Origin of the sequence: Natronobeatus ordinarius, assembly GCF_024362485.1 — an archaeon.
In the GTDB taxonomy this organism is placed as follows: domain Archaea; phylum Halobacteriota; class Halobacteria; order Halobacteriales; family Natrialbaceae; genus Natronobeatus; species Natronobeatus ordinarius.
This window is the reverse complement of the sequence record NZ_CP101456.1, coordinates 23,231-46,224: the sequence shown is the minus strand read 5'-3', so window position 1 is coordinate 46,224 and position 22,994 is coordinate 23,231. Positions and strand designations below refer to the sequence as shown.

Here is a 22,994-nt window from a genome sequence, read left to right as displayed (position 1 = left end):
GTACGACTATTGCGTGTGGGAGAGTACCATTGACATGGGCACGACACTCGACGACATCGAGTTCCTCGTCAGTTCGGACCATCGCGTTGGGGTGCTCGACGCACTGGCAAGCGGTCCGTGTGACCGGGACGACCTCCGTACCGCAACGGGTGCGTCTTCTCCGACCATGGGCCGAATCCTTACCGACTTTCAGGACCGACACTGGATCGAGCGAGATGGGAGGACGTACCAGCTGACCGATCTGGGCACGTTCGTTGCCGATCGATTCGAGGAGTTCAGGGGCGCGATGGCGTCCCAGCGGCAACTCCGCGAGGTCTGGCCGTGGCTGCCACACGAACTTGAGGGATTCGATATCGAGCTGTGCTCCGACGTGGTGGTCTCCCAGCCAGGGCCCGGCTACCCCTATCGACCGATCGAACGCCTTACAGCGTGTCTCACGACGACGAGAACGATGCGCGGATTCGGCATGGCACTGCTCAAGTCGGGGAACTTAGAGCCGTTTTTCGACCAGGTCCGGAACGGCCTGGAGTGTGAATACATCTACCCACCGACCGTTTTCGAGGAACTCCTCTCGTGGGACGAAGAAACGGTCGTGGAGATGGTGACACGAGCCAACTACACCGTCCTCCTGCACGATGGCCTCCCACTCGACGAGCGATGTGGCATCTGCCTGTTCGACGACCGCGTCAGCATCTGCTGCTACGACCCGGAAACGGGGGCGTTGCAGTCACTCGTCGACACTGAGAGCGACGGGATGCGGACGTGGGCGGAGACCTACTACGACCAGTTCCGGGACGAGGCCCGACCGCTCGAGGACGCAAGTGACCTGCTCTCGGTCGAATCGCTCCACTGATCGACGCCAGCCACTCCGAATTCGTCCCGACGACTGTGCTTTCACGGCGTGAAATATTTCACTAGACAGTTACACGTACGCTCGCGGTGTATCCGCGTTCGTGGTGAACGCACATGAGCAATCACGCACGTCGATCGACTGGCTGGCAACTCGAGCAGAACGCCTCCGAGGCCTACGAACAGTACCTGGTACCGTCAATTTTCGCGTCGTGGGCCGACCAACTCGTCGAGACTGGCGAGATACACGACGGTGATCGCGTCCTCGACGTTGCCTGCGGAACCGGCATCGTGGCGCGTCGGGCCGCGTCTCGAGTCGGCACGAGTGGCTCCGTCGTGGGGCTCGACGTCAACGACGGAATGCTTGCAGTGGCGGCGGAAGCCGCTGCCGACGCCTCCCCCTCCATCGAGTGGCGACAAGGCGACGCGACCGATCTCCCGTTCGCCGACGAGGCGTTCGACGTCGTCTGCTGTCAACAAGCCCTCCAGTTCTTCGACGATCCCGTCGCTGCCGCCGAAGAGATGCGACGAGTCCTCACACCAGGTGGGCGGATGGCACTGAGCGTCTGGCGCCCGCTCGAGTTCCAGCCTGCGTACGTGCTACTGGCCGACGCGTTAGCGCGACACGTCGGTGACGAGGCCGGGGCAATGATGCGCTCTCCGTTTCCTGCGTGGGATGGGGAGAACCTTCGAACACTCGCTCAGGACGCCGGATTCGATGACGTGTCGGTGACCCTCGAGATCGGTTCTGTGCGGTATCCGTCGGTCGAGGAGTTCGTTCGCCGCGAGGCAGCGAGTTCGCCGCTGGCTGAACCACTTGCGGCCGTCGAGCGAGAGGTGCGGGACGGACTGGTTCGTGAGGTGGAGGATGCGTTAGATCGGTACCTCGACGACGACGGCATCGTTTCGCCCATGGAGTCGTACGTCGTCACCGCAGAGCGTTCGCAGTAGCGAGCAGTGTATTCTTTCGAAATATGCACCCTGTATCTCGCACGCCTCCGCACTCTACAGCCGATAGCAGGACTTCAACGGTGGACCACAGCGTTGCGGTAACTACGATTCAAATCGGGGATGATCTCCCTCTATCCGACTGAGAACTCACAGAGAGATGAGCTCACAGGCTCTGTAGCAGCAACTCGGTCGTGTACTTGTCAACAAACGATAAGAGCCTAGGCCGGGATTTGAACCCGGGCTCTCGTCCTTACCAAGGACGCGCTTTACCGCTAAGCTACCCAGGCGCGCATTCGTTGATTACCCGGAGTCGTCTTTATGGGTTTCGATTCGCCCCGGGGGTGGGTGGGCCTCGCACTCACGGATCGGTCACCGACGTCGCCCGGTCCGTCGCCACGCCGTCGCCGGGCGTCGCGTCCGTCTCCGGCGAGTCGACCGTCGACAGACACTCCTCCGCAGGTGGGAAGCCCGTCCCCACGGCCTCACCGACGTCGTTTGCGACGGCGACGAGTTCCGGCGTCGGCGTCGAACCCACCGCGGCCGCTCCGGTCAGCACCGCGAGCTCTAAGACGTCTCGCTCGAGGTTCGAATCCAGTCGATCGACGTCGGCACCCGGCTGGTCGCGTCGCGTCTGATCGCGGCCGAACGCCTGAACGGTGCGGACGGCTTTACCGGCGGCGTCGGTACGAGCGAGTAAGTAGAAGCCACGGGCGACGAGGATGTCGGCGGCGAGAATCTCGAGATCGCCGTCGCCGTTCGCGTCGCCGTGGGTCCAGGGCTCGTCGTGAGCCAGCGTTCTCGTCAGTCGTAACCCCTCGTAGATGAGCTGGACGCCCGCCGCGTGGTGGGCGATTCCCGAGCGGTCGACGCCGGGATCGATCGCCGCAGCGCTCTGGAGCGTGAGTACGCCGGGAGTCATCGAGGCACCGTCGAGCGTGCCGGTGATGACGTCGTGGAGGCGAGGGGGCTCGACATCCGAGACGGCGTCACGGGCGGCGCGCCGGCAACTGGCGGCCTGTTCCATCACGGAGGGGGTTACGGCGGAGGAGCCAAAGACCTTTGGAAACCGCCCGCCGACCTGCCTGCATGATTCAGACCGACGCCGACGGGCGAATCCGACGGATCACGATCGACCGGCCGGACGCCAGAAACGCACTCACCTGGGAGGGGCTAGACGCACTCGAGGAAGCCGTCGAATCGGCCACCGAGCCGGTGGTCACCCTCGAGGGGGCCGGGCCGGCCTTTTGTGCGGGGGCGGACCTCGACGTGGTCGCCGACCTCGACCGCGACGAGGCTGAAGCGTTCGCTCGGCGAGGGCAGCAGGTCGCGCGAGCGATCGAGGAATCGCCGTCGGTCGTCGTCGCGGTGATCGACGGCGCGGCTCGCGGTGGCGGCCTCGAGCTGGCGCTCGCCTGTGACGTTCGCGTGGCGACGCCGGCGGCGACCTTCGGCGAGCCGGGGGTCACCTTCGGCCTCTTCGGGGCCTGGGGCGGCACGGCTCGGCTGCCGCGGGTGCTCGGTGAGGGCGACGCCCTCGAGTTCGCGCTCTCGGGGCGGGTCGTCGGTGCCGAGGAGGCGCTCCGAATGGGACTGGTCTCTCGGATCGAGGACGAGCCGCAGTCGGTCGCAGCGGCGATCGCTGAGAACGCGGCGGACGCACTCACCGTGCTGAAGCGGCGCATCCGAGACGACGGCGAACGGACGATCCAGGAACGCCGTGAGGCGCGGGCGTTCGGCGACCTCGTGGCCGCCCACGCCGACGATCTCGACGCCGTCCTCGAGTGAGTTGGCTGGACTCTGGTACCATGCCTCGGACAACGTTTTAGTAAACCGACCGAAACGAGCGATCGTGCCAGCCATCGCATTTCTCCCCGGCGATCGCGTGGACCTGCGACCGATCGAGGAGGACGATCTCGAGTTCTTGCAACGGGCGATCAACGATCCTCGAATCTGGCGGCCGATCGGCGGCTCGCGACCGCTCAACCGCGCACAGGAGCGGGACTTCTTCGAGGACGTGGTCTGTAGCGACGAGTCGGTGACTCTCCTGATCGTCGCCGACTCGACGCCGGTGGGGACGATCGCCCTCGAGTCGTTCGACTGGGAGGCCGGGCGGGCAGAGCTGGGCTACTGGCTCGATCCCGATCACCATCGGCAGGGCTACGGCAGCGAGGCCGCAGAGCGAATCGTCGCCTACGGCTTCGACCAGTTGGGGCTCCACCGGATCGAGGCCCGCGTCTTCGAGTTCAACCAGGCCTCACAGGGGTTGCTCGAGGCGGTCGGCTTCACCCGGGAAGGCGTCCACCGAGAGGCGGCGTTCATCGACGGCGCGTACCAGGACGTGGTCTGGTACGGCCTGCTCGAGGACGAGTGGCGAGCGCAGCAGGCGTAGCCGTCGCGAACGACGTCGGTGCGTGGCGTCTCACGCCAGCGGGTCGGGCGCCGGTGGAACCGCTCGCTTGTGCTCGCTCGCCTCGTACAGGCTGCGAACGCGGGCGACCGTCTCCTCGTCGACCTCGAGGTGTCGGCAGGTGGCAGCGACCGAGAGCGGGCCGTCGACGTGAACCGCGAGGATCGAGTCGAGGGTGTCGTAGTCCATCCCGAGTTCGTCCTCGTCGGTCTGGTCGGCCCACAGCTCGGCCGTCGGGGTCTGGGTGACGAGCTCCTCGGGAACACCGACGTGGCGGGCGAGCTGGCGGACCTGTGCCTTGTAGAGGTTCCCAATGGGGTGGCAGTCGACCGCGCCGTCGCCGTACTTGGTGAAGTAGCCGACGGCGGCCTCGCTGCGGTTGCCGGTGCCGAGGACGAGTCGGTTCTCGTGGTTCGCCACGAGGTAATTCACCACGGCGCGAACGCGCGCCCGGGCGTTCCCGACGGCGAGGTGGTCGCCCTCCGCTTCGGGGTAGGCCTCGAGCAAGCCGTCGACGACGGGTTCGATCTCGAGGACGTCGGAGGACATCTCGAGCAGCTCGGCGACGCGTTCGGCGTCGCTCATCTGGTCGTCGTCGCTGACTTTGGCGGGGAGGACGAGTCCGTGGACGCGCTCTTCGCCGAGGGCCTCGACGGCGAGATAGGCAGTGAGCGTGCTGTCGATCCCACCGGAGAGCCCGAGGACGGCCCCGTCGGCGCCGGCGGCGTCGACCTGGTCGCGGATGAACGAGGTGAGGTGTTCGCGGTGGCGCTCTAGTTCTGCCTCCGAGAATCGAAGGTCTATCATCGGACGACAGTAGGGTCGGAGAACGCAAATAGGCTCCCCTCTCGGTGAAAAGGTGGACGATCGTCGGGTTCTGAACCGCTCTCGGCCGGGAGTCGGGTGAGTTTCCCTCTGAATCGCCACGCATCGACCAGCTCGAGCGACGTCGTGTCGCGGGCTCGACGGCTGCGCTCGGTTGCTCCCTAACTGCTCTCGTTCGTGACGTCGACGGCTACAACTGCCGTCTGGCCGGCCGACGATTCGTCGAAGCGCTACGTTCAAGTGCGATCACGAGCAACGATGGAACACGGCAGCGCGCCGGTGGTCTAGTGGGAGGACATGAGCTTCCCAAGCTCATAGCCCGGGTTCAATTCCCGGTCGGCGCATGTTGCGACGAACAGTTCGTGAGTCGCAACTTCGGTCACGGGAATTGAACCACGCGAGTCGCAGCGCGAGCGGAGCGAGCGACCGTCTCGCCATCGGATTCAATTCCCGGTCGGCGCACTCCTCAGCCCTTCTCTCCGCGGCTTTCCGGGTTTCCCCACGAAACCCGACCATGCCGAAAAAAAGCTCACATCCCGGGTACTCGAACGGTATCGTCCCGCCGTCTAACGAGTATAAAACGTCTCAGGCTTACTAGAGCTAGCAGTCTGTCCGCCCCTCTCTTTTGGGACGTGAGGCGGCAGATTACGATGTGTCGAAATGAGTGAGTGAGTTAGTTACGCAACGAGGTCAACTTGTGCAATTTAGACGCTTTTTTGTAAGAAAATGAGGCAGAGAATACCTTGGAAAAGAATAAAGCTAGCAAGCAAACCAGTTAAAACCCATACGAATGCTAGCGGCGAAACTCCTCCAGCGTCACCAATGTACTGGTGATAAATATAAACAATAACCAATTTAGGAATGGGGGCCGCAAGTATAACGAGCACGATTGATATGAGAACACGAGAGAACGACACGTTATACAAGCGATTGTCGGTGCTTGATGTAATATTATCTGATACAAATCGCACTCCCTGTAAAACGACTCCAACCATAACTGAGAGGGCTAAAAGCACAGGAATTATGACGAAAGATATAACAGACGCAATATCTAGCACTGGCTCTAAGGAAAGAGAAGTTGGAATCATAATAAGAAATGAGGAGGAGAGAAGAAATATGACTGATAAGACATAATTGAATTGTCGCCTGCTAATGGGTCTTTTAAATTTCATAACGCTCATAATCCAAAAACAATTCACTGTAATATAAATAGTTCGGTCATCTGCTTTTAGCTAGGGACCTCTGCGGTACGTGGCTGGACCATGGTAGCCAGTCGTTCTTAGAAAATAAGACGCTGCTGATGGATTTTCAGGGCGTCTTTGATTAGCCGGTCAAAATACTTACGCCCGTGAAATCACGCGTTCAAACAAGGTCCTATGATCCAACTCATGTTCTGTATTTTCAATGAAGCGTACTGCAGGACGCCAAAGTCCGAGCTGTAGACACTGAGGGCGGACGTTCCTGCTCACTACGATAGCGTCCCAGACGCCAGACCAGCCGCTGTAGACGTTATTCGTCGTCTGCTTTGCTCGCTTTAATATCCTGGAGTTGTCCGAGGAGCGCGTCGGTTGATTCACCAGTTTCGACGGAGATCGAACCGTCGTACTCGTTCTCGTGGAGGTTCACGACAGCATCTTCGTCCGCTTCCGTGTCCCGATTCTGCTGCTGTTGCTCCGACTCGTCATAGCTTCCAAAACCCATACTACAGTAGCCACCAGCCAGTCGTATATCTCCTGCGATCTGTTCGGCGATGGAAGACGAGGTGCTCGGGACGACGCGCTGGCGAACCCGGTTCTGAAGGCGAGTCGACTCGAGCGGTTGCGGCGGTGTACTCGAGGGGGGACGGCGGTCGGCCGGGGGCGAATTCGCCCGTCAGATGGCCGGCGTCGCCGCTGTGGGTGTCGTCGGCCAGAAGCGCTATGGTGGTCTGTCGGCCACAACGCTCAATAGGTGCGTTTTCCTCTTCACGCTCGGCGACGACGGCCAGGAACGGTCGGGGAGGATGGTATGGGCGAAGGACGGCGTACAGGGGCGACTGCGCCCTGCTCCGATGGGGCGTCCGGTGTCGGGCTGTCTCAGGTCATTGACACACCAGACAAGTGGTACCGGACACGTGAGCCGAGACCGCGAGGGCACCACCGCACTCGGCTCACACATCGTTCAGACGTCATCTTTTGGCGGCGTGCTCGATTCGGTGAGTGTCGAACTCTCGTGTGAGCGCGTACAGGGATCCTCGTGACTGCAGGTCGCGGGTATCTGCGTGCGGGTTGTACCCGGTGGTGAACACTGGTCAGAGGACGCCACGGAGGTGGACGGCGTCGTCGGTAATCTCTTCGATGCTGCCTTCGTCGAGGGGGTGTGCCTCGGCGGTAACGTCACCCCAGCCGAGTTTGGCCTTGATCGTGTCGGTCATGCTGGGGTCCGGAACGACGTACCCGCGACCGTCCTCGACGGAGACGATTCGACCGACTTCGGTCCCGTCGACGTTCAGTACGCGTTTTCCCTCGTCCGCTGGCGTGAGCGTTCGTCTGGCCACGTGCGAGACACGGACGACCCGAAAATAAAGCGACGAAATCGTTGTCTCCTCTCACCGGTCGTTGTCGGTGAAACCCACCTCGTAAGGGAGTTATTACGTCGGTTGCAGGAGAAAACGTCCCGTTTATCGCAGGAGGTCCCCGTTCTCGGGGCCGGCGCGGGTTCTCGCGTCGGCGAACGCCGGCGGTGGCGACACTACGGCGTCGCCGTGACCCGCTACGTGTGCCATCGCCGGTGGCCACCACGACGCTGCGTTCCGGTCCGGTCTGCAGGTCTGACGGCGTGGTCGCACCTGGCAGGTAGCACAGCCGTGCCATGGCGCAGAATGCGGTGTTCCGTGCCCAGTCGCCCGGCGAAAGCAGCTGTTTTCGAACGCAACCACTCGTTGGACGTCGACAACAGAAGGGTTATGACGGCTCTCACGGACTAGCTGTCGACGATATGGCTGTGTCTCCGCCCGTTGTCCCGACCGAAGACGATCCACGAGTCAACGATCGATTTCTCCGCCGAGTCGCCGGCGACGATGGCGACGTGACGCTCGTCGGCGTGGTCCACGACCACCCCGCGAGCGTCGCGCGCGTCGAACTCGTCCTCGAGTCGGTTCGGCCGGACGCCCTCGCGCTCGAGTTGCCACCGGCTGCCGTGTCGCTGTACCGTGCGTATGCACGGGATGGAACGACACGCCTCGGCGGCGAGATGAGCGCGGCGATCCGCGCCGCCCCCGACGCGGACGTCGTCGGGATCGACGCGCCGAACTGGTCGTTCCTGCGTCGACTCGTCGTGCGGCTGGTCGCCGACCGCGTTCCGCCGACGACCGCACGGCGACTCGTCTCGAGTGTCGGTGGCGCGACCCGGCAGGCGGTGACCTGTCGGCTGGCCGCGACGCTCACCAACGCGACGTCGGTGACGGTGACGTGTGACGAGCCGATCGAGTACGCCGTCGACCGGACCGATTCACCGGCGCGACAGGCCGAGCACGAACACGGCCACGTCACTGCGGTGCAGTCGCTGCTGGCGAACGCCGACGGCGGGCCGATGAGCTACCGCGACGAACTCCGCGAGCGGTGTATGGTCGACCGACTCGAGTCGCTTCGCGAGGGTGGCTCCGTCGTCGCCGTCGTCGGCGTCGACCACCTGGACGCGATCGAGGCGGGGCTCGAGCGGTAGGCCGTCGAGCGCGACGGGCGACGTGGCCGCTCACTGTCTGAGCGTCGAGATACAGTTCCAGCAGTAGGTAAACGTCTGGTCGGCTTCGTTCTGGAGACCACAGTGTGGACAGCGGATCGTCTCCCCGTCGAACTCGATGTCGGCGTCGGTGTCCGCGTCGTCGGTCGGTCCGGCGAACCGATCGGGGCTCGAGGCGTACTGGGCTCCCGTTCCGTTGCCGTCGGTGAGCGACGGCGACGGCGAGCGCGAGCCGTCGTCGCCCTCGCGGCGGACGTACACGTAGTAGAGCACCAGGTGAAAGAGGGCGAACAGGATGACGTAGCCGACGAGCCAGCCCCAGAGCTCCATTGGTGTGCGATACGTTCTCTATGCACTTGGCTATTCCGTGGCCAGTCGCCGACGGTGACTCTCATCGGCGGGAGAACGACTCACGATAGTCCGTATCAGTTCGGCGGCTGGCGGTCGCGTCCGAACTCGTCGAACACCTCGAGGTCCGCCGGGAGCTCGTACTCGATGCGTCGTTCTTCCTGGCGGTTTTCGCCAGCCTCCTCGATGGGGGTTGCGACGTCCTCCCAGCCGGGTTTGATCCGGACGCTTTTCGCGGGCATGCCGACGGCGATGTGGTGGGCGGGGACGTCGGTCTGGACGATTCCGCGGGCGCCGACGATGGCGTTCTCGCCGACGCGCATGCCGGCGCGGACGACCGCGTCGTAGGTGAGCCGGACGTCGTCTTCGATGATCGTGTGGTAGTTTCTGACCTCGGTCTGGTCGACGACGTCGTGGTCGTGGCTGTAGACGTGGACGCCGTCGGAGATGGAGACGCGGTCGCCGATCGTCAGCGTTCCGCGGTCGTCTAGGTGGACGTCGTCGTGCACGACGACGTTGTCGCCGATGGAGATGTTGTGACCGTAGGTGAACGTAATTCCCCTGAAAAAGCGACAGTTCTCACCGCACTCGGCGAAGAGATGTTCGGCGAGCATCGCTCGAAAGCGAAGCGCGAACTCGACGTTGTCGGCGATCGGCAAGCTGTCGAACTGCCGCCAGAGCCACTGGAGGTGTTTCGACCGTTTGAACGCCTCCTCGTCCTTCTCGGCGTAGTACTCGCTCTCGAGGGTCGTGTTACAGGGATCGTAACTCTGCAGTCGAACGCGCTCTGCGGGCGACACCGGCTCGCCGGCCTGCCAGCGCTCGTACGCCTCCCGATCGCCGGAGAGATCGAGCAGGACGTCCTCGACGACCGAACAGGTGTCTTCCTCGCCGGACAGCCGCCGATCGACCTCCGCTATGAACTCGCGCATCCCCGTTTCGGCCTCCGCGGGGAGTGAGACGTACCGCTTGGTCATGGCACTCCTTACTGCTGCGGAGTTGATAGGGGTTCGGTTGTCCGTCCCGTTTGCCTCCTCGAGACGGACGCGAGCGACCGTGGTTCGGTCACTTTCCGTCGGGTCGTCGACGGCCGATCAGGCTCAGTATGGCGCCGGCCGCGATCGCGGCGATGGCGATCAGGTAGAGCAACGCGAACGCGCCGGTTCGGTCGACGACCGCGAGGATGCCGACGACGACGGCGAGCGAGGCCAGCGCGAGGCCGAACACGGCCTGCGCACGTCGACGTGGACGCCACTCGCTCATGTCCCCTCGGTTTCCATCAACCGTCGTAAACGTTCGGTTCGGGGACCAATCGTGCCGGCTTCTCGAGCGGAACCAGGGGGCGGTCGCGTTTGATATGGTTGTGCGTCGACGGGAGGGACATGCACTCCCCGATCGGACCGCCGGCCGTGATCGTGAGCCGATCCGACCGATTCCGACGGCCGTTCCAGCCGCGAGGTGAGCGCCGATGGCGACCGTGCTCGTGAGCTACGGCTCGAGTGAGGGCCAGACCGCGGCGATCGCCGAGCGGATCGGCGACGTCTTAGACGAGGCGGGCGTCGACGTGACGGTCGTCAACGCGAACCACCCGCCGGCGAACCTCGATCCCGGCCGGTACGACGGCGTCGTCGTCGGCGCGTCGATTCACGCGGGTCGACACCAGCGCTCCGTCGAGACGTTCGTCTCGACCCACCGCGAGGCGCTGAACCGTCTCCCCTCCGCGTTCGTCTCGGTGAGCCTCTCGGCGGCGAGCGCCGACCCCGGGACGCGCGAGGACGCCGAGGGGTTACTCGAGGCGTTCCTCGAGGATATGGGCTGGGAGCCCGACCTGACGTTGCCGGTCGCCGGGGCGCTCAAGTACAGCGAGTACGGCCTGCTCACGCGGTTCGTAATGAAACGGATCGCCGGCAGGGAGCGCGGCGACACCGACACCTCGCAGGACTACGAGTACACCGACTGGGACGAACTCGAGGCGTTCGTCCTCGAGTTCGCCGACCTGCTCGAGGCGGAACCCGCGTCGGGATGACGTTCCGTGCGGGACTGTGCCGTGCTGGGCGCACCCGTGAGTGCGGTGCTGGGCACACCCGTGAGCGGCGAGGAAGCCACTCGAGAAACGCACACGAAACACGAATGGCCCGCCCGTCCTCGAGCGGGCCTCGCGTCGCTCGGCCCGCGCTCGGGGATGGCTCCCCACGCCTCCCCGGCGGCGCAGGAAGTGAGCCGCGCCGTCGCTGTCGCTCCGGCGCGCCTCGGGTGCGCCGCCGCGACCCGTGGATCGGTCAGTCCGTCGAAACGACGATGGCGGGGAAGGAACTGGTGCGGTCAGACGATCCCCAGCGCGCTCGAGACGACGACCAGGGCGACGACGAGCGCGAGGACGGCGCCGGCGGCGAGTGCGGGGTTCTCCATCGCCTGCTCGTGGATCGCCATCTCCGAATACTCCTCGCGAAACGCCTCACGGTTTTCCTCGTCGTAGAAGTACTTCGTCTTCAGCGCGAAGCGATCGGTGACGGCACAGCCGGTGCAGACGGGTTCGCCCTCGAGTCGCTCCGTCTTCGTGTGGGTGGGGCAGTTGATGCTGCCGCAGTTGGCGCAGTAGGTGTAGGTGGCGGCGTCGTCCTCGCCGCAGTGGACGCAGCGGTGGAACCCGTCTGCCGTCGTGGTTCGGGAGGGGCCGGCGGCGTAGTAGGCGTAGCGGTAGTCGTACTCACCGAGGGTAACTCGCGAGTCGACGTGGGGGAGGTAGACGGGGTCGATCGACTTGATCGAGACGTCCGATCGGGTGGGTTCGCAGGTCTTCTCGTAGTCGACGTTGTTCCCACCCGTGTAGTGGACCGTCGTCGTGTGCTGTTGGCGGAGTCGGTCGACTGCCCACGCTTTGTACTCGGTTTCGGTCGCGCCGAAACGCTCGCGCGTTACCTCGTCGAACCGTCGCTCGAGGGGTGCCGTCTCGAGGTCGATCCGGGGAGCGTTCCGGTTGGCGACGAGCTCGCGGACGTCACCGGTCGCGACCTGCGGGCCGTCACGATCCGCGCGGAGGACGAGGGCGTCCGTCTCGTCGAGCCGGTGGATCACCCCGACGCTCGTCTCGAAGGTGGCGCTCGTCTGCGCCCGAATCGTGACGGTCGGCTCGAGCGTGACCGCCGTCTCGGGGGTCGGCAGCGCCTCAAGCGGGAGGTTCTCGACGTCGCGGACGGCCTCGAAGACGGGGGCGTCACGGCCGGCGGTCGGGTGCGTGGGAGCGAGCGCTTCCTCACAGAGGATCTCTATCCGGCCGTTGTAGAGGTCGAGGCCGATCCGGTCGGCGATCTCTCGCAGATCGCGGCCGTCGAGCAGCTCGACTCCGCCGTCGGTTCGGCCGCCGAGTTTGCGGGCGTACTCCCGGGCGGGGTCGGTGAACCGGCCCGTCGTGACGACCAGCCCGCGTTTCGGCCCGTCGTAGTCGTAGGTCGCCACTGCGGAGTGGAGTTTCTGGACCACGGGGCGGCTCACGGTGTCGGTGTGCTTGCACTCGACGACGACCGCACGACGGCGGCCGTCGACGACCTCCTCCATCAGTATGTCCCGGCCCTTGTCGGCCGAGCGCGTCGACTGACGGACGTTTTCGTAGCCGAGCTTGCGGAACACGTCTTCCATCAGGTCCTCGAAGTCGTACCCCGAGAGGTCGTCGAGAATCGCCATTCGTTCACTCGATGCTACCTGTTTGCGAGCCGATAGGCGTTTCGGCGCAGTGAGCGATCCGGAACCCCTTGCCGGGCCGAAAAGCGCTTTCACTCGGTCCGTGGTCGTCAGCCCATGACTTCCAACCCTGACGACCTCGAGCTGAGCGACGCGGAACGGACGGCCCTCCACGAGTGCCAGGTCGCCATCGAGTACGTCTACCGCGCCTACGGGAATCTCCTCACGTTCCACCACAACCTCGGGCACGCGATGGACCGCATGAGCGACGCCGAGGAACACCTCCGGGAGACGGGTCACGAAACGTGGGCCGACCAGCTCCGCAATGAGCACCTGCCCGCTGGCGCGGTCGACGACCGCTGGACGTACGAGCTGGTGACCGAGTTCGAGGACGGCTTTCTCGAGAACGTGACGACGTTCGAGGCGGGAGTTCGCGACGACCTCGCCGACGGGCTCGATCACGTGACCGAACGGGCCCAGCAACGGCGACTGCGCGAGCGGGCCGACGGCTGGTCACCGAAGTGAAGGGTTTTTTCGCTGGCCCACTTACCGCTGGCACATGACCACCCGATACGACGTGATCGTGATCGGCGTCGGCGGGATGGGGGCGGCGACCGTCGCCCACCTCGCCGACCGCGGCGTCGACGTGCTCGGCCTCGAGCGCTACGACGTCCCGCACGACTACGGCTCTTCTCACGGGAACTCCCGGATCATCAGGAAGGCCTACTTCGAGGACCCTGCCTACGTCCCGCTGCTCGAGCGCGCCTACGAGCTCTGGGACGACCTCGAGGCCGACCACGACCGGACCCTGCTCCATCGCACGGGCTCGCTCGAGGTCGGGCCGCCGGACTGTTCGCTGATCGAGGGCTCGACGCGCTCGTGTGAGGAACACGGCCTCGAGTACGAACGCCTCTCGAGTGACGAACTCCTTGAGCGCTACCCCGCCTACGACGTCCCGGAGGAGTACGTCGCGCTCTACCAGCCCGACGGTGGCTCTCTCGACCCCGAGGAGTGCACCGTCGCCCACGCCGAGCGCGCCCACCGCGCGGGGGCGACGATCCGTGCCCGCGAGCGCGTCGTCGGCTGGCGGCCGACGCCCGACGACGGCGTCCGCGTCGAGACGGTCGAGGACGCCTACGAGGCCGACCGGCTGGTGATCACCGCTGGGCCGTGGGCCGCCCGCTTCGTCGACGAGCTCGCGGACGTGCTCGTCCCCGAGCGGCAGGTGGTGGGCTGGTTCCAGCCGTCGGCTCCGGAACGGTTCACGCCCGAGTCGTTCCCGGTGTGGCTCTTCGAGGGGCCCGAGGGCTACTTCTACGGCTTCCCCACCCACGGCGTCCCGGGGGTCAAACTCGGCAAGTACCACCACCGCGAGGAGACGATCGACCCCGACGCGTTCGAACGCGAGCCCAAACCCGAAGACGAGCGCGTCCTCCGGTCGTTCCTCGAGCGGTATTTCCCCGACGCCAACGGGCCGACGATGCGCCTCGAGACCTGCATCTTCACCAACACGCCCGACGAGCACTTCGTGCTCGACACGCTACCAGACCACCCGCAGGTCGCCGTCGGCGCGGGCTTTTCGGGCCACGGCTTCAAGTTCGCGAGCGTCGTCGGCGAGGTTCTCGCGGACCTCGCGCTCGAGGGCGAGACCGACCACGAGATCGGGATGTTCTCGCTCGAGCGGTTCTAGGGCCGGTCGTCGAGGTACGTGATCGCCTCCTCGTCGGAGACCTGGCCGAACTGCCGGTAGAACTGTCCGACGGCACCGAAGTGAGGGGGTCGCTCGAGGGCGACGACCTCGTCGACCTCGCTTGCGATCTCCTCGAGTGAGTCGGGTGAGCCGACGGGGACCGCGAGGACGACGTGGTCGGCGCCGGCCTCGGTGACCTGTCGGAGACACGCCCGCGCAGTCGCGCCGGTCGCGACGCCATCGTCGACGACGACGACCCGTTTGCCCTCGAGGTCGGGGACGATCCCGTCGTCGCGGTAGCGATCGGCCTTCTCGCGGGCGTAGGTCGCCTCGCGCTCGCGTTCCTGCTCGACGTACCCTTCTGAGACGCCGAGTCGGGCGACGAGGCCCTCGTTTCGCCAGACGCTCCCGTCGCTCGCGACCGCGCCGATGGCGAGTTCGGGGTTGGTCGGGGCGCCGATCTTCGACGCCACCACGACGTCGAGTTCCGCCTCGAGTTCGTCCGCCACCGGGCGAGCGACTGGGAGTGCGCCACGCGGAATCCCGAGGACCACGTCCGCGTCGACGCCTCGACGGGAGAGGTCGGCTGCGAGCCGTTCGCCGGCGTCGGTTCGATCGTCGAACATAGGTGCCCGGTCGACGCCCAGTACCTTCGTTGTTTCATGCGGTCCGCTCGCGTCCTCGCGACCCGGCCGGGCCGACGGCAGACGGGCGGGACCGGGTCCGTCGACTCCGTGGCGGGGGGTTATCCCGCTCGCCATCGAACGTCGACCGATGCTCGTCCTCGGCGACGTCCACGCCTCGGAGCCGGCGAATCGGGAAACGCTGTTGAACCTCTACGAGGCCGTCGACCCCGACGCCGTCCTCCAGGTCGGCGACCTCGAGTACTACGACCTGCCCGCACCGACCTGGTTCGTCGCCGGCAACAACGAGGAGCTCGACGTGATCGACGCGCTCCGGGCGGGGCGAGGACCGCCGGCGACTCGCAACGCCCACCTGCTCGCAAGTACGGCGGCCACGGTGGACGGACTGTGCGTCGCTGGCCTCTCGGGGAACTACGCCCCGACGCAGTTCGACCGGCCACGGCGCGACCTCGAGGGCGGTCGACGCCGCCACTTCACCCGCGAGGACGTCGAGCGCGCCGCCGACCTGCGCGACGTGGACGTCGTTCTCACCCACGAGGCCCCGCGCGGGCTGCTCTCCTACGGCTACGATCCCGGCTGTGAGCACGTGAACGCGTTGCTCGAGACCCTCTCGCCGGCTCTCTGTCTCGTCGGTCACCACCACCGCCACCGCGAGGCCGAACTTGCAGGGACGCGCGTCGTGAGCCTCGCCCCGGTCTGGGAGGGGTACTACACGCTCGACGTCGAGACGCTGACGCTCGAGTCACACGAGGTGGCGGACGAGTAGTCGTCCGCCGACAGGCGGCTGTCGCGGTGCTGGCGTGAGACTGCCTGCGCGGCGTACAGGTTTTTCCCGCTCGCCCCCGTTCGGTGCCCTATGAAGGCATCCATCGACGCGGTGCGAGTCGCCGGCACGCCCCAGGGTCCGGTTCCCGTTCTCGTGCTCGCAGTCGAGGGCGAAGACGACGTCGTGCCGATCTTCATCGGCTTCGAGGAGGCGACCAGCATCGCGCGTGGACTCGAGGCCGAGGACATCGGCCGGCCGCTGACCCACGACCTCTTACTCGACGTGATGGAGGAACTCGGCGGCCGGATCGACCGCGTCGTCGTCAGCGAGATCCAGGAACGTGAGGACGGCATGGGCGGGACGTACATCGCCGACCTCCACCTCGAGACGCCCCGCGACTCGGTCGTCATCGACGCCAGACCGAGCGACTCGCTCGCGCTCGCCGCCCGAACGAACGTCCCCATCGAGCTCACCGACGAGGTCTTCGCGAACGGGCGTGACGACAGCGAGAAGTTCGAGCAGTTAGAAGACCTCCGTGACGTACCCGGTGAACTATAGATGGACGACACGCTCGAGGAGCTGTTCGCGGTCATCGAGGACCGCAAGGAGACGCTGCCCGAGGGCTCGTACACCGCCTCGCTCTTTACCCACGAGAAAGGCGAGAACGCGGTGCTCGAGAAACTCGGCGAGGAGACGACCGAACTGGTGTTAGCGGCGAAAGACGACGACCGCGAGGAGCTGGCCCACGAGGCCGCCGACATCGTCTACCACCTGCTCGTGTTGCTCTCGATGAAAGGGATGGAGCTCGAGGAGTTGCAGGCCGAACTCGAGGCGCGGCGGTAGGCTGCGTTCCTTGGATACTGTTTTCGGTCCGTCCACCATACAGCGCGTGCAGTCAGCACGGTGGCGTCGTGCATCTCGATTCTTCAGGAGTCGTCGAGAAGGAAAGTTAGATCGACTGCTTGGCCTCGAACAATATATTTTGGCTATAAGAAGAAATATGTGGGATTGACCCGTTGATAGAAGTATGACGGACGACACCCGCCCCGATGGCCCGCCCCCGTTCGATAGACCGTTCGAAGGCGAGGACACGAAACAACGGGTGTACGGCGCGGTGCTACACGCCCGAGAACCGACGACGGCAGCCACCATTGCCGAGCGGGCGGACTGCTCGACGGAGTCGGCGCGGACACACCTATCCTTCTACGCCGACCTCGGGATCGTTATTCGGCACGAAGGGCGACCTGTCAGATACGAACGCAACGACGACTACTTCGAGTGGCGCCGGGTGAACGAGTTGGCGCGGGAGAACACCGTCGAGGAGTTGCAAGCTCGCGTCTCGGAGCTGACCGAGCGACTCGAGGAGTACCGCGACGAATACGGCGTGGAGTCGCCCGCTGCGGTCAACGTCCTCGAGTTCGATGCGGAGCGGGTTGACGACGTGTACGTGGATCTCGGTGAGTGGGCGACTGCCATCGAGGAGCGTCGCTTACACGAGCGTGCGCGGAGGAAGGCCGTTGGGCAGACGGCCCCGTCACACACCTGACGATGGTGCCGGCCGACGACGGTGCGAGTCCCGCACCAATAGACCGGGCGGTGTTGGAGCGGATGCGTTCTCGGTTTCGCGGGCGTCGCACGTTCGAGTCGGCGGAGATCGTTGCGGAAGGGAACCTGTCTCTCTGCGTCGAGCTTTCCGGTGACTACTATCCGACTGAGGCATCCGCTCGCCTCGAGATTCGCTGGTACCGCAACGACGACTTCAACTTCCACTACCAGGAGGAGTGTCGGGACGGCGTGTGGAAGTGTCGGTGGGATCGGCATCCGAACGAGCACAATTCGCGAGATCACTTCCATCCGCCGCCAGACGCCAGTCGTACCGATGCAGAGGACGCACAGTGGCCGGACGACCATCGTGACGTGTGTCGTCTCGTACTCGCTCGCGTCGAGGAACGCATCGAGACGTTGTGGGAGGAGCAGTAGCCGGGTCCACTCGTACTCCTTCGTCGTTCGCTCCCACTCGACTTTCTTCCCCGGCGAGTTCTGGGTTACTGATGTTGGTGGCCAAACCAGTTCTGATGCGTCATCGCCCGCTCGCAGACGGCAGCGCGGTCCGCACCAGCTCGAGGTCGTACCGGTCGGTCCGGAACAGCCCGACGCAGAACGCGCCGGCGACCGCGGCGGCGGCCCAGTTGCCGTAGAGGAGGTTGATCGTCCCCCACAGCAGGACGAAGCTCACCAGGTCGTCGAGGATGAACTCACACGAACGCACGCGCTCGAGCAGTCCCGCCCGGTCGAACGCGAGGTCGACGAGGGTAACGGCGACGGCCCCGGAGAGCACCCAGCCGAGGTAGTTGCTGACGGGCACGCCGTAGTACGGACCGGGCGGGGTGAACGCCCAGAAGCCGACGGCGACGGCGGCGGGGTCGAGCACGAGGTCGATCGCGACGACGGCGACGATCGCCGTGAAGAGTCGGACGACGACGTTGTCGCGCCAGTCGCCGAGCACCAGCAGGGTGAGCAGGTAGGCGTTGAGCACGAGCGGGATGAAAAACACCGGCAGTGCGAGGGGCACTTCGCCGATCAGCATCGGGCCCAGCTGGATCGTGTACTCGAAGGCGCCGTAGGGCCAGTCGGTGCGCACCCCGACGAGTTCGATGGCGTAGGTGTAGGCCGTGAGGACGCCGAGACAGCCCAGCGCCCACCAGCCGATCCGCGGGAGGAGTCCGACGAGCAGCGGCGAACGCATCACCAGCGTTCCGAAGAGGATCAGCAGGGGGTTGTACTCGAGCGGCCCCGGCAACAACCCCTCCGCGCTCCCGACGAGGGTCACCGCACCCACGAGCGGGAAGATCACGGCGATGGTGAAGCGGTTCTCGCGGATCACGCCCTCGAGCCGTCGCTGGACGTCGGTGCGCGTCCAGGACGGTTCGGCGTGGCTCGCGCCGGCGTCGTTAGCCATGGGCCACCCCCCAGAGGCCACCCATCGTCAGCGCCGCGCCGACGACGGTGTTGATCGCGGGGAACCACCAGTACGCCCGGGAAACGCCGACGCTCGCGGTCGCGATCGCCGCGACGAGGGCGGGGTAGACGAGCATGAGCGCGCCCAGTCGGAGATCGAGGGCGGCGAACGCGACGGCGGCGGCGAGCCAGGTCCCGGCGCAGTAGGCGTACGTCCGGGACTCGCCGAGCACCGTTGCCGTAGTCTGAATGCCCGCCCGCCGGTCGGGCTCGAGGTCGGGAATCGCCGAGAACGTGTGCATCCCCATCGCCCAGAGCCAGCCACCGACGATCGCGAGGGCGGGCGGCTGGCTCCCGGCGACGGCGGCGTAGGCGGCCGCCCCGGGGGCGATGTAGAGGCCGTTCGAGACCGAGTCGAGCAGGGGCGTGGTCTTGAACCTGGCTGGCGGCGCGCTGTAGGCGGCCCCGAGGACGAGAAAGATGGCGAGCCACGGCCACGCCGCGGGCGGGACGACGGCGACGAGGGCGACTCCGAGGAGGGCACAGCCCGCGACGACGATGGGGACGAACCGCTGGCCCTCGTAGCGCGCCTCTCGGCCCTCCTTCTTCGGGTTCTCGGCGTCGATCTCGCGGTCGAAGACGTCGTTGATCCCGTAGAGGAAGACGTTCGCCGGCAGGAGGAAGTACGCGAAGAGGGCGACCGCCGCGGGGGCGAACAACTCGTCGGTGGTCGTCGCGGCGTAGGCGACGCCGACGAGTACCGGCCCGGCGAGGTAGAGCCAGAAGCGCGGCCGCGAGAGCGTCAGCAGGTAGGCGAGCCGGTCGAGCGAACCCCCGGCTGCGCTCGTCGTCCGGTTCGCCGTCACGGCGGGCCACCTCGAGTGCCACCCGCAGTGTGCGCACGAGCGCAATCGGTCGACGAGCGATCCCTCGAGCCAGTCATCGTCACCGTCACGCTCCGTGGTCCTCGAGGACGGCCTCGGCCGTCAGTTCGCCGCTGATGAGACACATCGGGACGCCGATGCCGGGGGTGGTGTAGGAGCCGGCGAAGTAGAGGCCGTCGACAGCCTTTGACCGGCGCGGCGGCCGGAACAGCGCCGTCTGGCGGAGCGTGTGGGCCATCCCCAGCGCCGTCCCCCGGAAGCTGTTGTAGCGGTCGGCGAAGTCCTCGACGCTGAACGTCTCCTCGACGACGATCCGATCGCGCAGATCGACGCCCGTGTGCTCGGCGACGTCCGCGAGCACGAGGTCGCGGTACTCGGCGCGCACCTCGGGGGTGTCCTCAAGGCCGGGCGCGATGGGGACGAGCACGAAGAGGTTGCTGTGGCCCTCGGGGGCGACGGCGTCGTCGGTCTTCGAGGGCACACAGAGGTAGTAGGCGGGGTCGTCGGGCCAGGCGGGCTCGTCGAAGATCTGGGCGAAGTGCTCCTCCCACTCCGTCGGCAGCACGAGCGTGTGGTGGGCGAGTTCCTCGACGTCGCCCTCGACGCCGAGATAGCAGAGGAAGGCGGAGGGGGCGTACGTTCGCGACGCCCAGTAGTCGGCGTCGTAGCCCCGTTTCTCGGGCGGGAGCAGCTCCTGTTCGGTGTGGGCGTAGTCGGCGTTGCTCACCACGAAATCCGCCTCGAGGTCGCCTTTCGGGCTCTCGACGAGAAACCCGCCTTCGCGGCCTTTGATCTCGGTCGCCGGGCAGTCGGTGACGTACTCGACGCCGAGTTCGGTGCCGAGTTCGACCATCCCGTCGATGACGCCGCCGAGGCCCTCTTCGGGGTACCAGACGCCGAGGTTGAAGTCGACGTGGCTCATCAGGTTGTACAGCGCTGGCGTGTTCCGCGGCGAGCCGCCGAGAAAGACCAGCGTGTACTGCATGATCTGCTGGAGTTTCGGGTGCTCGAAGTAGTTCTCGACGTGGCCCTGCATCGAGCCCAGAAGCGAGAGCCCGCGGGCCTGCCGGGCGACGTCGAGGTCGAGGAAGTCCCGCAGCCGCGAGCGATCCTCGTAGACGAAGTGTTTCATCCCGACCTCGTAGTTGAGTTCCGACTTCTCGAGGTAGCGCTCTAAGGCCTCGCCCGCGCCGTCCTCGTACGCCTCGAAGCGCCGTTTGGTGCGCTCGAGATTCGGGGTGATGTCCACCCGATCACCATCTTTGAAGAAGATTCGATAGTGCGGATCGAGGTGGGTGAGTTCGTAGTAGTCGGTGGGCGTCCGGTCGAAGTGGCCGAAAAAGCGCTCGAAGACGTCGGGCATCAGATACCACGACGGCCCCATGTCGAACCGGAAGCCGTCGACCTCGAGTACCGACGCGCGGCCGCCGAGCTGTTCGTTCTTCTCGATCACTCGGACGTCGGCGCCCGCGCCGGCCAGATAGCAGGCGCTCGAGAGGCCGCCGACGCCGCTCCCGATCACGACGACCGACTCCCCGGCCAGCGATTTCATGGTAGTGAGTGAGTATCGGCTCGTTGATAAGCGTACGTCTTACGTGCGTAGGGGTTTCGGCCGAAACGAGCGGTTCCGCCTCCGGTGGGTTCCTGTGGACTGGCGCCGTAGCACACGTATGGACGAACGGACGGATCCCGACGGAGAACCGGGCCTCGACGGGCAAACGGTCGTCGTGACCGGCGGCACGGGCGGCATCGGGCGGGCGGTCGCGCAGGCGTTCGCGTCGGCGGGCGCGGCCGTCGTCGTGGGTGCTCGAGACGCCGACGCGGTCGAGAACGTGGTCGCCGACCTCGAGGACGCGGGCGGGACGGCGGCCGGCCTGCGAACCGACGTGCGCGACGAGTTCGACGTCGAACGGCTGGTGGAGACGGCTTCGCGGTTCGGGGAGCGAGGCGGGATCGACGTCGTGGTCGCGGCGGCGGGGATCTACCACGGCGAGGCGGGGGAGACGCCGACCGACGCCGAGTCCTACACCGCGTTCGACGACAGCTGGCGAACGAACGCCCGCGGCGTCTTCACGACGATCACCGAGGCGCTCGCGCACCTGACCGACGGCGCGCGAATCCTGGTCCCAACCGGAGCTGTCGCCCGCGAGGCCAAACCGGGCTACGGCGCGTACGCGATCTCGAAAGCCGGCGCCGAAGCCGTCGTTCGGGGCTTCGCCGCCGACACCGAGTACGTCGTGGGCTGCCTCGAGCCCGGGGTGCTCGCCACCGACCTCACCGGCGGCGCTGGCCGCGACCCCGAGTCGGTCGCCGGGATGTTCGTCTGGGCGGCGACCGAGGCCGATCCGGACGAGCTAGACGGCGAAATCGTCGGGCTCAGGGAGTGGAAGACGGCGACGCGGTGAGCTCGAGCGGACCGTGTGCCCGATCGTTCTGGCTTCCAGACATCGATCTCACGCGGCCACGATTCGCTCGAACTCAGTAGGTCACCGTCTCGAATCCCAGGCGCTCGAAGTCGTCGACGTTCCGCGTGAGCACCGGTTCGCCCTCGAGGTCGGCGGTCGCGCCGATCGCGGCGTCACCTTTCCGTTTTTTCATCGTCGACGCGTCGACCTCGCCGATCCGGACGCCCGCGCGCATGGCGATTCGGTGGTCCATCGGGACGATCGGATGGGGCTCGAGAATCGCCCTGACGGCCCGTTTCTCTTCGTCCGACAGCGCCGCACCGATCCCGATCCCGAGCTCGAGGACGGCCATCGCCGGAATCTTGATCGGCTCGTTGCGCCCCTCCAGTTCCCGGAGTTTCTCGTGGGCGTCCGCGTCGTCTTTCAACAGGTCGATCAGGAACGACGTGTCGGCGATCATCGACCGCCGAACTCCTCGAGTACGTCGTCGACTTCCGCCTCGTCGGCCTCGTCGGCGGATTCGATCGCCGCTTCCATCCGTTCGACGCGCGCCTCGTCGACGATGCCGCCGAGCTCGGCGAGTGACGGCGTGTCGGTGAGCCGGTCGATCGCCTCGGAGAACGTCTCGTCGGGTCGCTTCCGGCACCTGATCCGTTCGTAGGTGTCCTCGTCCAGCCGAACCGTCCGCGTTCCCATGGTGTATACGTCGTATACAGCACGTTTCAATCTTTCCCGGATCGATACCAGGCCGTGCCCGCTCCGTCGGTGCTCGTTTGCAGCAGGATCGCCGACGCCGACTCGCCTCACCGGACTCGCCTCGAGGCCGACGAGGCGTTGCTCTCATCGTGCCGGTCGCTCGGGGATCCCCT

Annotated in this window: 28 protein-coding genes and 2 tRNA genes; 15 read left to right on the top strand and 15 right to left on the bottom strand. The window is 65.8% G+C overall.

Annotation, left to right across the window (positions count from 1 at the left end):
• The first annotated feature begins 34 nt into the window (after nucleotides 1-34).
• The gene (locus tag NMQ09_RS00280) at nucleotides 35-853 is read left to right on the top strand and encodes a helix-turn-helix transcriptional regulator (protein WP_255192464.1); all 819 of its coding nucleotides are present in this window, start codon (nucleotides 35-37) and stop codon (nucleotides 851-853) included.
• A gap of 113 nt (nucleotides 854-966) precedes the next feature.
• Nucleotides 967-1,800 (top strand): class I SAM-dependent methyltransferase, encoded by an 834-nt coding sequence (locus NMQ09_RS00275; RefSeq protein WP_255192463.1) that lies wholly within the window; start codon nucleotides 967-969, stop codon nucleotides 1,798-1,800.
• Between the two features lie 215 nt (nucleotides 1,801-2,015).
• On the opposite strand, the gene NMQ09_RS00270 is transcribed toward NMQ09_RS00275, so the two are convergent.
• Nucleotides 2,016-2,087 (bottom strand) — tRNA-Thr (locus NMQ09_RS00270).
• A 71-nt stretch (nucleotides 2,088-2,158) separates the two neighbouring features.
• Nucleotides 2,159-2,824, bottom strand: coding sequence for a DUF7114 family protein (locus tag NMQ09_RS00265; protein ID WP_255192462.1), 666 nt, complete (start codon nucleotides 2,822-2,824; stop codon nucleotides 2,159-2,161).
• A 62-nt stretch (nucleotides 2,825-2,886) separates the two neighbouring features.
• On the opposite strand from NMQ09_RS00265, the gene NMQ09_RS00260 reads away from it, so the two are divergent.
• Together NMQ09_RS00260 and NMQ09_RS00255 are read left to right on the top strand one after the other, a co-directional pair.
• Nucleotides 2,887-3,585 carry an enoyl-CoA hydratase/isomerase family protein gene (locus NMQ09_RS00260; protein WP_255192461.1) on the top strand — a complete coding sequence of 233 codons (699 nt, stop codon included), beginning with the start codon at nucleotides 2,887-2,889 and terminating at the stop codon, nucleotides 3,583-3,585.
• A 64-nt stretch (nucleotides 3,586-3,649) separates the two neighbouring features.
• Nucleotides 3,650-4,189 carry a GNAT family N-acetyltransferase gene (locus NMQ09_RS00255; RefSeq protein WP_255192460.1) on the top strand — a complete coding sequence of 180 codons (540 nt, stop codon included), beginning with the start codon at nucleotides 3,650-3,652 and terminating at the stop codon, nucleotides 4,187-4,189.
• Between the two features lie 30 nt (nucleotides 4,190-4,219).
• Here the strand turns inward: NMQ09_RS00255 and NMQ09_RS00250 are convergent, their stop codons facing one another.
• The gene (locus NMQ09_RS00250; protein ID WP_255192459.1) at nucleotides 4,220-5,014 is read right to left on the bottom strand and encodes an NAD+ synthase; all 795 of its coding nucleotides are present in this window, start codon (nucleotides 5,012-5,014) and stop codon (nucleotides 4,220-4,222) included.
• 291 nt (nucleotides 5,015-5,305) lie between these two features.
• Here NMQ09_RS00250 and NMQ09_RS00245 point away from each other — a divergent pair.
• Nucleotides 5,306-5,376, top strand: a tRNA-Gly gene (locus NMQ09_RS00245).
• Nucleotides 5,377-6,541: 1,165 nt separating this feature from the next.
• Here the strand turns inward: NMQ09_RS00245 and NMQ09_RS00240 are convergent.
• Together NMQ09_RS00240 and NMQ09_RS00235 are read right to left on the bottom strand one after the other, a co-directional pair.
• A complete protein-coding gene (locus NMQ09_RS00240) occupies nucleotides 6,542-6,733 on the bottom strand; it encodes a DUF5786 family protein (RefSeq protein ID WP_255192458.1) in 192 nt (63 codons plus the stop codon).
• A 589-nt stretch (nucleotides 6,734-7,322) separates the two neighbouring features.
• Complete coding sequence (locus NMQ09_RS00235; protein WP_255192457.1) at nucleotides 7,323-7,568, bottom strand: PRC-barrel domain containing protein; 246 nt, start codon at nucleotides 7,566-7,568, stop codon at nucleotides 7,323-7,325.
• A 440-nt stretch (nucleotides 7,569-8,008) separates the two neighbouring features.
• Between NMQ09_RS00235 and NMQ09_RS00230 the strand changes: the two genes are divergently transcribed.
• Nucleotides 8,009-8,734, top strand: coding sequence for a TraB/GumN family protein (locus NMQ09_RS00230; RefSeq protein ID WP_255192456.1), 726 nt, complete (start codon nucleotides 8,009-8,011; stop codon nucleotides 8,732-8,734).
• Nucleotides 8,735-8,764: 30 nt separating this feature from the next.
• On the opposite strand, the gene NMQ09_RS00225 is transcribed toward NMQ09_RS00230, so the two are convergent.
• From NMQ09_RS00225 to NMQ09_RS00215, 3 genes are all read right to left on the bottom strand, one after another.
• Nucleotides 8,765-9,082: a DUF7577 domain-containing protein gene (locus tag NMQ09_RS00225; RefSeq protein WP_255192455.1), complete on the bottom strand. Its 318-nt coding sequence runs from the start codon at nucleotides 9,080-9,082 to the stop codon at nucleotides 8,765-8,767.
• A 95-nt stretch (nucleotides 9,083-9,177) separates the two neighbouring features.
• Nucleotides 9,178-10,077 carry an acyltransferase gene (locus NMQ09_RS00220; protein ID WP_255192454.1) on the bottom strand — a complete coding sequence of 300 codons (900 nt, stop codon included), beginning with the start codon at nucleotides 10,075-10,077 and terminating at the stop codon, nucleotides 9,178-9,180.
• Between the two features lie 88 nt (nucleotides 10,078-10,165).
• Nucleotides 10,166-10,363 carry a hypothetical protein gene (locus tag NMQ09_RS00215; protein WP_255192453.1) on the bottom strand — a complete coding sequence of 66 codons (198 nt, stop codon included), beginning with the start codon at nucleotides 10,361-10,363 and terminating at the stop codon, nucleotides 10,166-10,168.
• Nucleotides 10,364-10,568: 205 nt separating this feature from the next.
• On the opposite strand from NMQ09_RS00215, the gene NMQ09_RS00210 reads away from it, so the two are divergent.
• Entirely contained in the window at nucleotides 10,569-11,126 is a 558-nt protein-coding gene (locus NMQ09_RS00210) for a flavodoxin domain-containing protein (protein WP_255192452.1), read from the top strand.
• A gap of 296 nt (nucleotides 11,127-11,422) precedes the next feature.
• On the opposite strand, the gene NMQ09_RS00205 is transcribed toward NMQ09_RS00210, so the two are convergent.
• Complete coding sequence (locus NMQ09_RS00205; RefSeq protein WP_255192451.1) at nucleotides 11,423-12,781, bottom strand: restriction endonuclease; 1,359 nt, start codon at nucleotides 12,779-12,781, stop codon at nucleotides 11,423-11,425.
• A 114-nt stretch (nucleotides 12,782-12,895) separates the two neighbouring features.
• On the opposite strand from NMQ09_RS00205, the gene NMQ09_RS00200 reads away from it, so the two are divergent.
• Nucleotides 12,896-13,303 (top strand): hypothetical protein, encoded by a 408-nt coding sequence (locus NMQ09_RS00200; protein WP_255192450.1) that lies wholly within the window; start codon nucleotides 12,896-12,898, stop codon nucleotides 13,301-13,303.
• A gap of 34 nt (nucleotides 13,304-13,337) precedes the next feature.
• Nucleotides 13,338-14,468 (top strand): N-methyl-L-tryptophan oxidase, encoded by a 1,131-nt coding sequence (solA, locus tag NMQ09_RS00195; RefSeq protein ID WP_255192449.1) that lies wholly within the window; start codon nucleotides 13,338-13,340, stop codon nucleotides 14,466-14,468.
• Here the strand turns inward: solA and NMQ09_RS00190 are convergent.
• Nucleotides 14,465-15,094, bottom strand: coding sequence for a phosphoribosyltransferase (locus NMQ09_RS00190; RefSeq protein ID WP_255192448.1), 630 nt, complete (start codon nucleotides 15,092-15,094; stop codon nucleotides 14,465-14,467). The genes solA and NMQ09_RS00190 overlap by 4 nt on opposite strands.
• Nucleotides 15,095-15,242: 148 nt before the next feature.
• On the opposite strand from NMQ09_RS00190, the gene NMQ09_RS00185 reads away from it, so the two are divergent.
• The 5 genes from NMQ09_RS00185 (at nucleotide 15,243) to NMQ09_RS00165 (ending at nucleotide 17,858) form a co-directional block, all read left to right on the top strand.
• Complete coding sequence (locus NMQ09_RS00185; RefSeq protein ID WP_255192447.1) at nucleotides 15,243-15,878, top strand: metallophosphoesterase family protein; 636 nt, start codon at nucleotides 15,243-15,245, stop codon at nucleotides 15,876-15,878.
• 90 nt (nucleotides 15,879-15,968) lie between these two features.
• Nucleotides 15,969-16,436, top strand: coding sequence for a bifunctional nuclease family protein (locus tag NMQ09_RS00180; protein WP_255192446.1), 468 nt, complete (start codon nucleotides 15,969-15,971; stop codon nucleotides 16,434-16,436).
• Nucleotides 16,437-16,721: a phosphoribosyl-ATP diphosphatase gene (gene hisE, locus NMQ09_RS00175; protein WP_255192445.1), complete on the top strand. Its 285-nt coding sequence runs from the start codon at nucleotides 16,437-16,439 to the stop codon at nucleotides 16,719-16,721.
• A 184-nt stretch (nucleotides 16,722-16,905) separates the two neighbouring features.
• On the top strand, nucleotides 16,906-17,424 hold the full coding sequence (locus tag NMQ09_RS00170) for a DUF7342 family protein (RefSeq protein ID WP_255192444.1): 519 nt from the start codon (nucleotides 16,906-16,908) through the stop codon (nucleotides 17,422-17,424).
• Between the two features lie 62 nt (nucleotides 17,425-17,486).
• The gene (locus NMQ09_RS00165) at nucleotides 17,487-17,858 is read left to right on the top strand and encodes a toxin-antitoxin system TumE family protein (protein WP_345781274.1); all 372 of its coding nucleotides are present in this window, start codon (nucleotides 17,487-17,489) and stop codon (nucleotides 17,856-17,858) included.
• Between the two features lie 100 nt (nucleotides 17,859-17,958).
• Here the strand turns inward: NMQ09_RS00165 and cruF are convergent, their stop codons facing one another.
• The 3 genes from cruF to NMQ09_RS00150 form a co-directional block, all read right to left on the bottom strand.
• Nucleotides 17,959-18,837 (bottom strand): bisanhydrobacterioruberin hydratase, encoded by an 879-nt coding sequence (cruF, locus tag NMQ09_RS00160; protein WP_255192442.1) that lies wholly within the window; start codon nucleotides 18,835-18,837, stop codon nucleotides 17,959-17,961.
• On the bottom strand, nucleotides 18,830-19,702 hold the full coding sequence (locus NMQ09_RS00155) for a prenyltransferase (protein ID WP_255192441.1): 873 nt from the start codon (nucleotides 19,700-19,702) through the stop codon (nucleotides 18,830-18,832). The genes cruF and NMQ09_RS00155 overlap by 8 nt, the downstream gene beginning before the upstream one ends.
• An 85-nt stretch (nucleotides 19,703-19,787) precedes the next feature.
• Nucleotides 19,788-21,272 carry a phytoene desaturase family protein gene (locus tag NMQ09_RS00150; protein ID WP_255192440.1) on the bottom strand — a complete coding sequence of 495 codons (1,485 nt, stop codon included), beginning with the start codon at nucleotides 21,270-21,272 and terminating at the stop codon, nucleotides 19,788-19,790.
• Between the two features lie 118 nt (nucleotides 21,273-21,390).
• Between NMQ09_RS00150 and NMQ09_RS00145 the strand changes: the two genes are divergently transcribed.
• Nucleotides 21,391-22,125, top strand: coding sequence for an SDR family NAD(P)-dependent oxidoreductase (locus NMQ09_RS00145; protein WP_255192439.1), 735 nt, complete (start codon nucleotides 21,391-21,393; stop codon nucleotides 22,123-22,125).
• A 73-nt stretch (nucleotides 22,126-22,198) separates the two neighbouring features.
• Here the strand turns inward: NMQ09_RS00145 and NMQ09_RS00140 are convergent, their stop codons facing one another.
• Together NMQ09_RS00140 and NMQ09_RS00135 are read right to left on the bottom strand one after the other, a co-directional pair.
• Nucleotides 22,199-22,585, bottom strand: coding sequence for a PIN domain-containing protein (locus NMQ09_RS00140; protein WP_255192438.1), 387 nt, complete (start codon nucleotides 22,583-22,585; stop codon nucleotides 22,199-22,201).
• On the bottom strand, nucleotides 22,582-22,821 hold the full coding sequence (locus NMQ09_RS00135) for an antitoxin VapB family protein (protein ID WP_255192437.1): 240 nt from the start codon (nucleotides 22,819-22,821) through the stop codon (nucleotides 22,582-22,584). The genes NMQ09_RS00140 and NMQ09_RS00135 overlap by 4 nt, the downstream gene beginning before the upstream one ends.
• Nucleotides 22,822-22,994 lie beyond the last annotated feature (173 nt).

Coding starts and splice junctions, on each gene's coding strand:
- NMQ09_RS00165 (WP_345781274.1), top strand. CDS start 17,487: ATGCGTTCTCGGTTTCGCGGGCGTCGCACGTTCGAGTCGGCGGAGATC.
- NMQ09_RS00200 (WP_255192450.1), top strand. CDS start 12,896: ATGACTTCCAACCCTGACGACCTCGAGCTGAGCGACGCGGAACGGACG.
- NMQ09_RS00280 (WP_255192464.1), top strand. CDS start 35: ATGGGCACGACACTCGACGACATCGAGTTCCTCGTCAGTTCGGACCAT.
- NMQ09_RS00170 (WP_255192444.1), top strand. CDS start 16,906: ATGACGGACGACACCCGCCCCGATGGCCCGCCCCCGTTCGATAGACCG.
- NMQ09_RS00140 (WP_255192438.1), bottom strand. CDS start 22,585: ATGATCGCCGACACGTCGTTCCTGATCGACCTGTTGAAAGACGACGCG.
- NMQ09_RS00135 (WP_255192437.1), bottom strand. CDS start 22,821: ATGGGAACGCGGACGGTTCGGCTGGACGAGGACACCTACGAACGGATC.
- NMQ09_RS00265 (WP_255192462.1), bottom strand. CDS start 2,824: ATGGAACAGGCCGCCAGTTGCCGGCGCGCCGCCCGTGACGCCGTCTCG.
- NMQ09_RS00210 (WP_255192452.1), top strand. CDS start 10,569: ATGGCGACCGTGCTCGTGAGCTACGGCTCGAGTGAGGGCCAGACCGCG.
- NMQ09_RS00150 (WP_255192440.1), bottom strand. CDS start 21,272: ATGAAATCGCTGGCCGGGGAGTCGGTCGTCGTGATCGGGAGCGGCGTC.
- NMQ09_RS00215 (WP_255192453.1), bottom strand. CDS start 10,363: ATGAGCGAGTGGCGTCCACGTCGACGTGCGCAGGCCGTGTTCGGCCTC.
- solA (WP_255192449.1), top strand. CDS start 13,338: ATGACCACCCGATACGACGTGATCGTGATCGGCGTCGGCGGGATGGGG.
- NMQ09_RS00225 (WP_255192455.1), bottom strand. CDS start 9,082: ATGGAGCTCTGGGGCTGGCTCGTCGGCTACGTCATCCTGTTCGCCCTC.
- NMQ09_RS00145 (WP_255192439.1), top strand. CDS start 21,391: ATGGACGAACGGACGGATCCCGACGGAGAACCGGGCCTCGACGGGCAA.
- NMQ09_RS00230 (WP_255192456.1), top strand. CDS start 8,009: ATGGCTGTGTCTCCGCCCGTTGTCCCGACCGAAGACGATCCACGAGTC.
- NMQ09_RS00220 (WP_255192454.1), bottom strand. CDS start 10,077: ATGACCAAGCGGTACGTCTCACTCCCCGCGGAGGCCGAAACGGGGATG.
- NMQ09_RS00190 (WP_255192448.1), bottom strand. CDS start 15,094: ATGTTCGACGATCGAACCGACGCCGGCGAACGGCTCGCAGCCGACCTC.
- NMQ09_RS00250 (WP_255192459.1), bottom strand. CDS start 5,014: ATGATAGACCTTCGATTCTCGGAGGCAGAACTAGAGCGCCACCGCGAA.
- NMQ09_RS00260 (WP_255192461.1), top strand. CDS start 2,887: ATGATTCAGACCGACGCCGACGGGCGAATCCGACGGATCACGATCGAC.
- NMQ09_RS00240 (WP_255192458.1), bottom strand. CDS start 6,733: ATGGGTTTTGGAAGCTATGACGAGTCGGAGCAACAGCAGCAGAATCGG.
- NMQ09_RS00180 (WP_255192446.1), top strand. CDS start 15,969: ATGAAGGCATCCATCGACGCGGTGCGAGTCGCCGGCACGCCCCAGGGT.
- NMQ09_RS00205 (WP_255192451.1), bottom strand. CDS start 12,781: ATGGCGATTCTCGACGACCTCTCGGGGTACGACTTCGAGGACCTGATG.
- NMQ09_RS00275 (WP_255192463.1), top strand. CDS start 967: ATGAGCAATCACGCACGTCGATCGACTGGCTGGCAACTCGAGCAGAAC.
- NMQ09_RS00185 (WP_255192447.1), top strand. CDS start 15,243: ATGCTCGTCCTCGGCGACGTCCACGCCTCGGAGCCGGCGAATCGGGAA.
- cruF (WP_255192442.1), bottom strand. CDS start 18,837: ATGGCTAACGACGCCGGCGCGAGCCACGCCGAACCGTCCTGGACGCGC.
- hisE (WP_255192445.1), top strand. CDS start 16,437: ATGGACGACACGCTCGAGGAGCTGTTCGCGGTCATCGAGGACCGCAAG.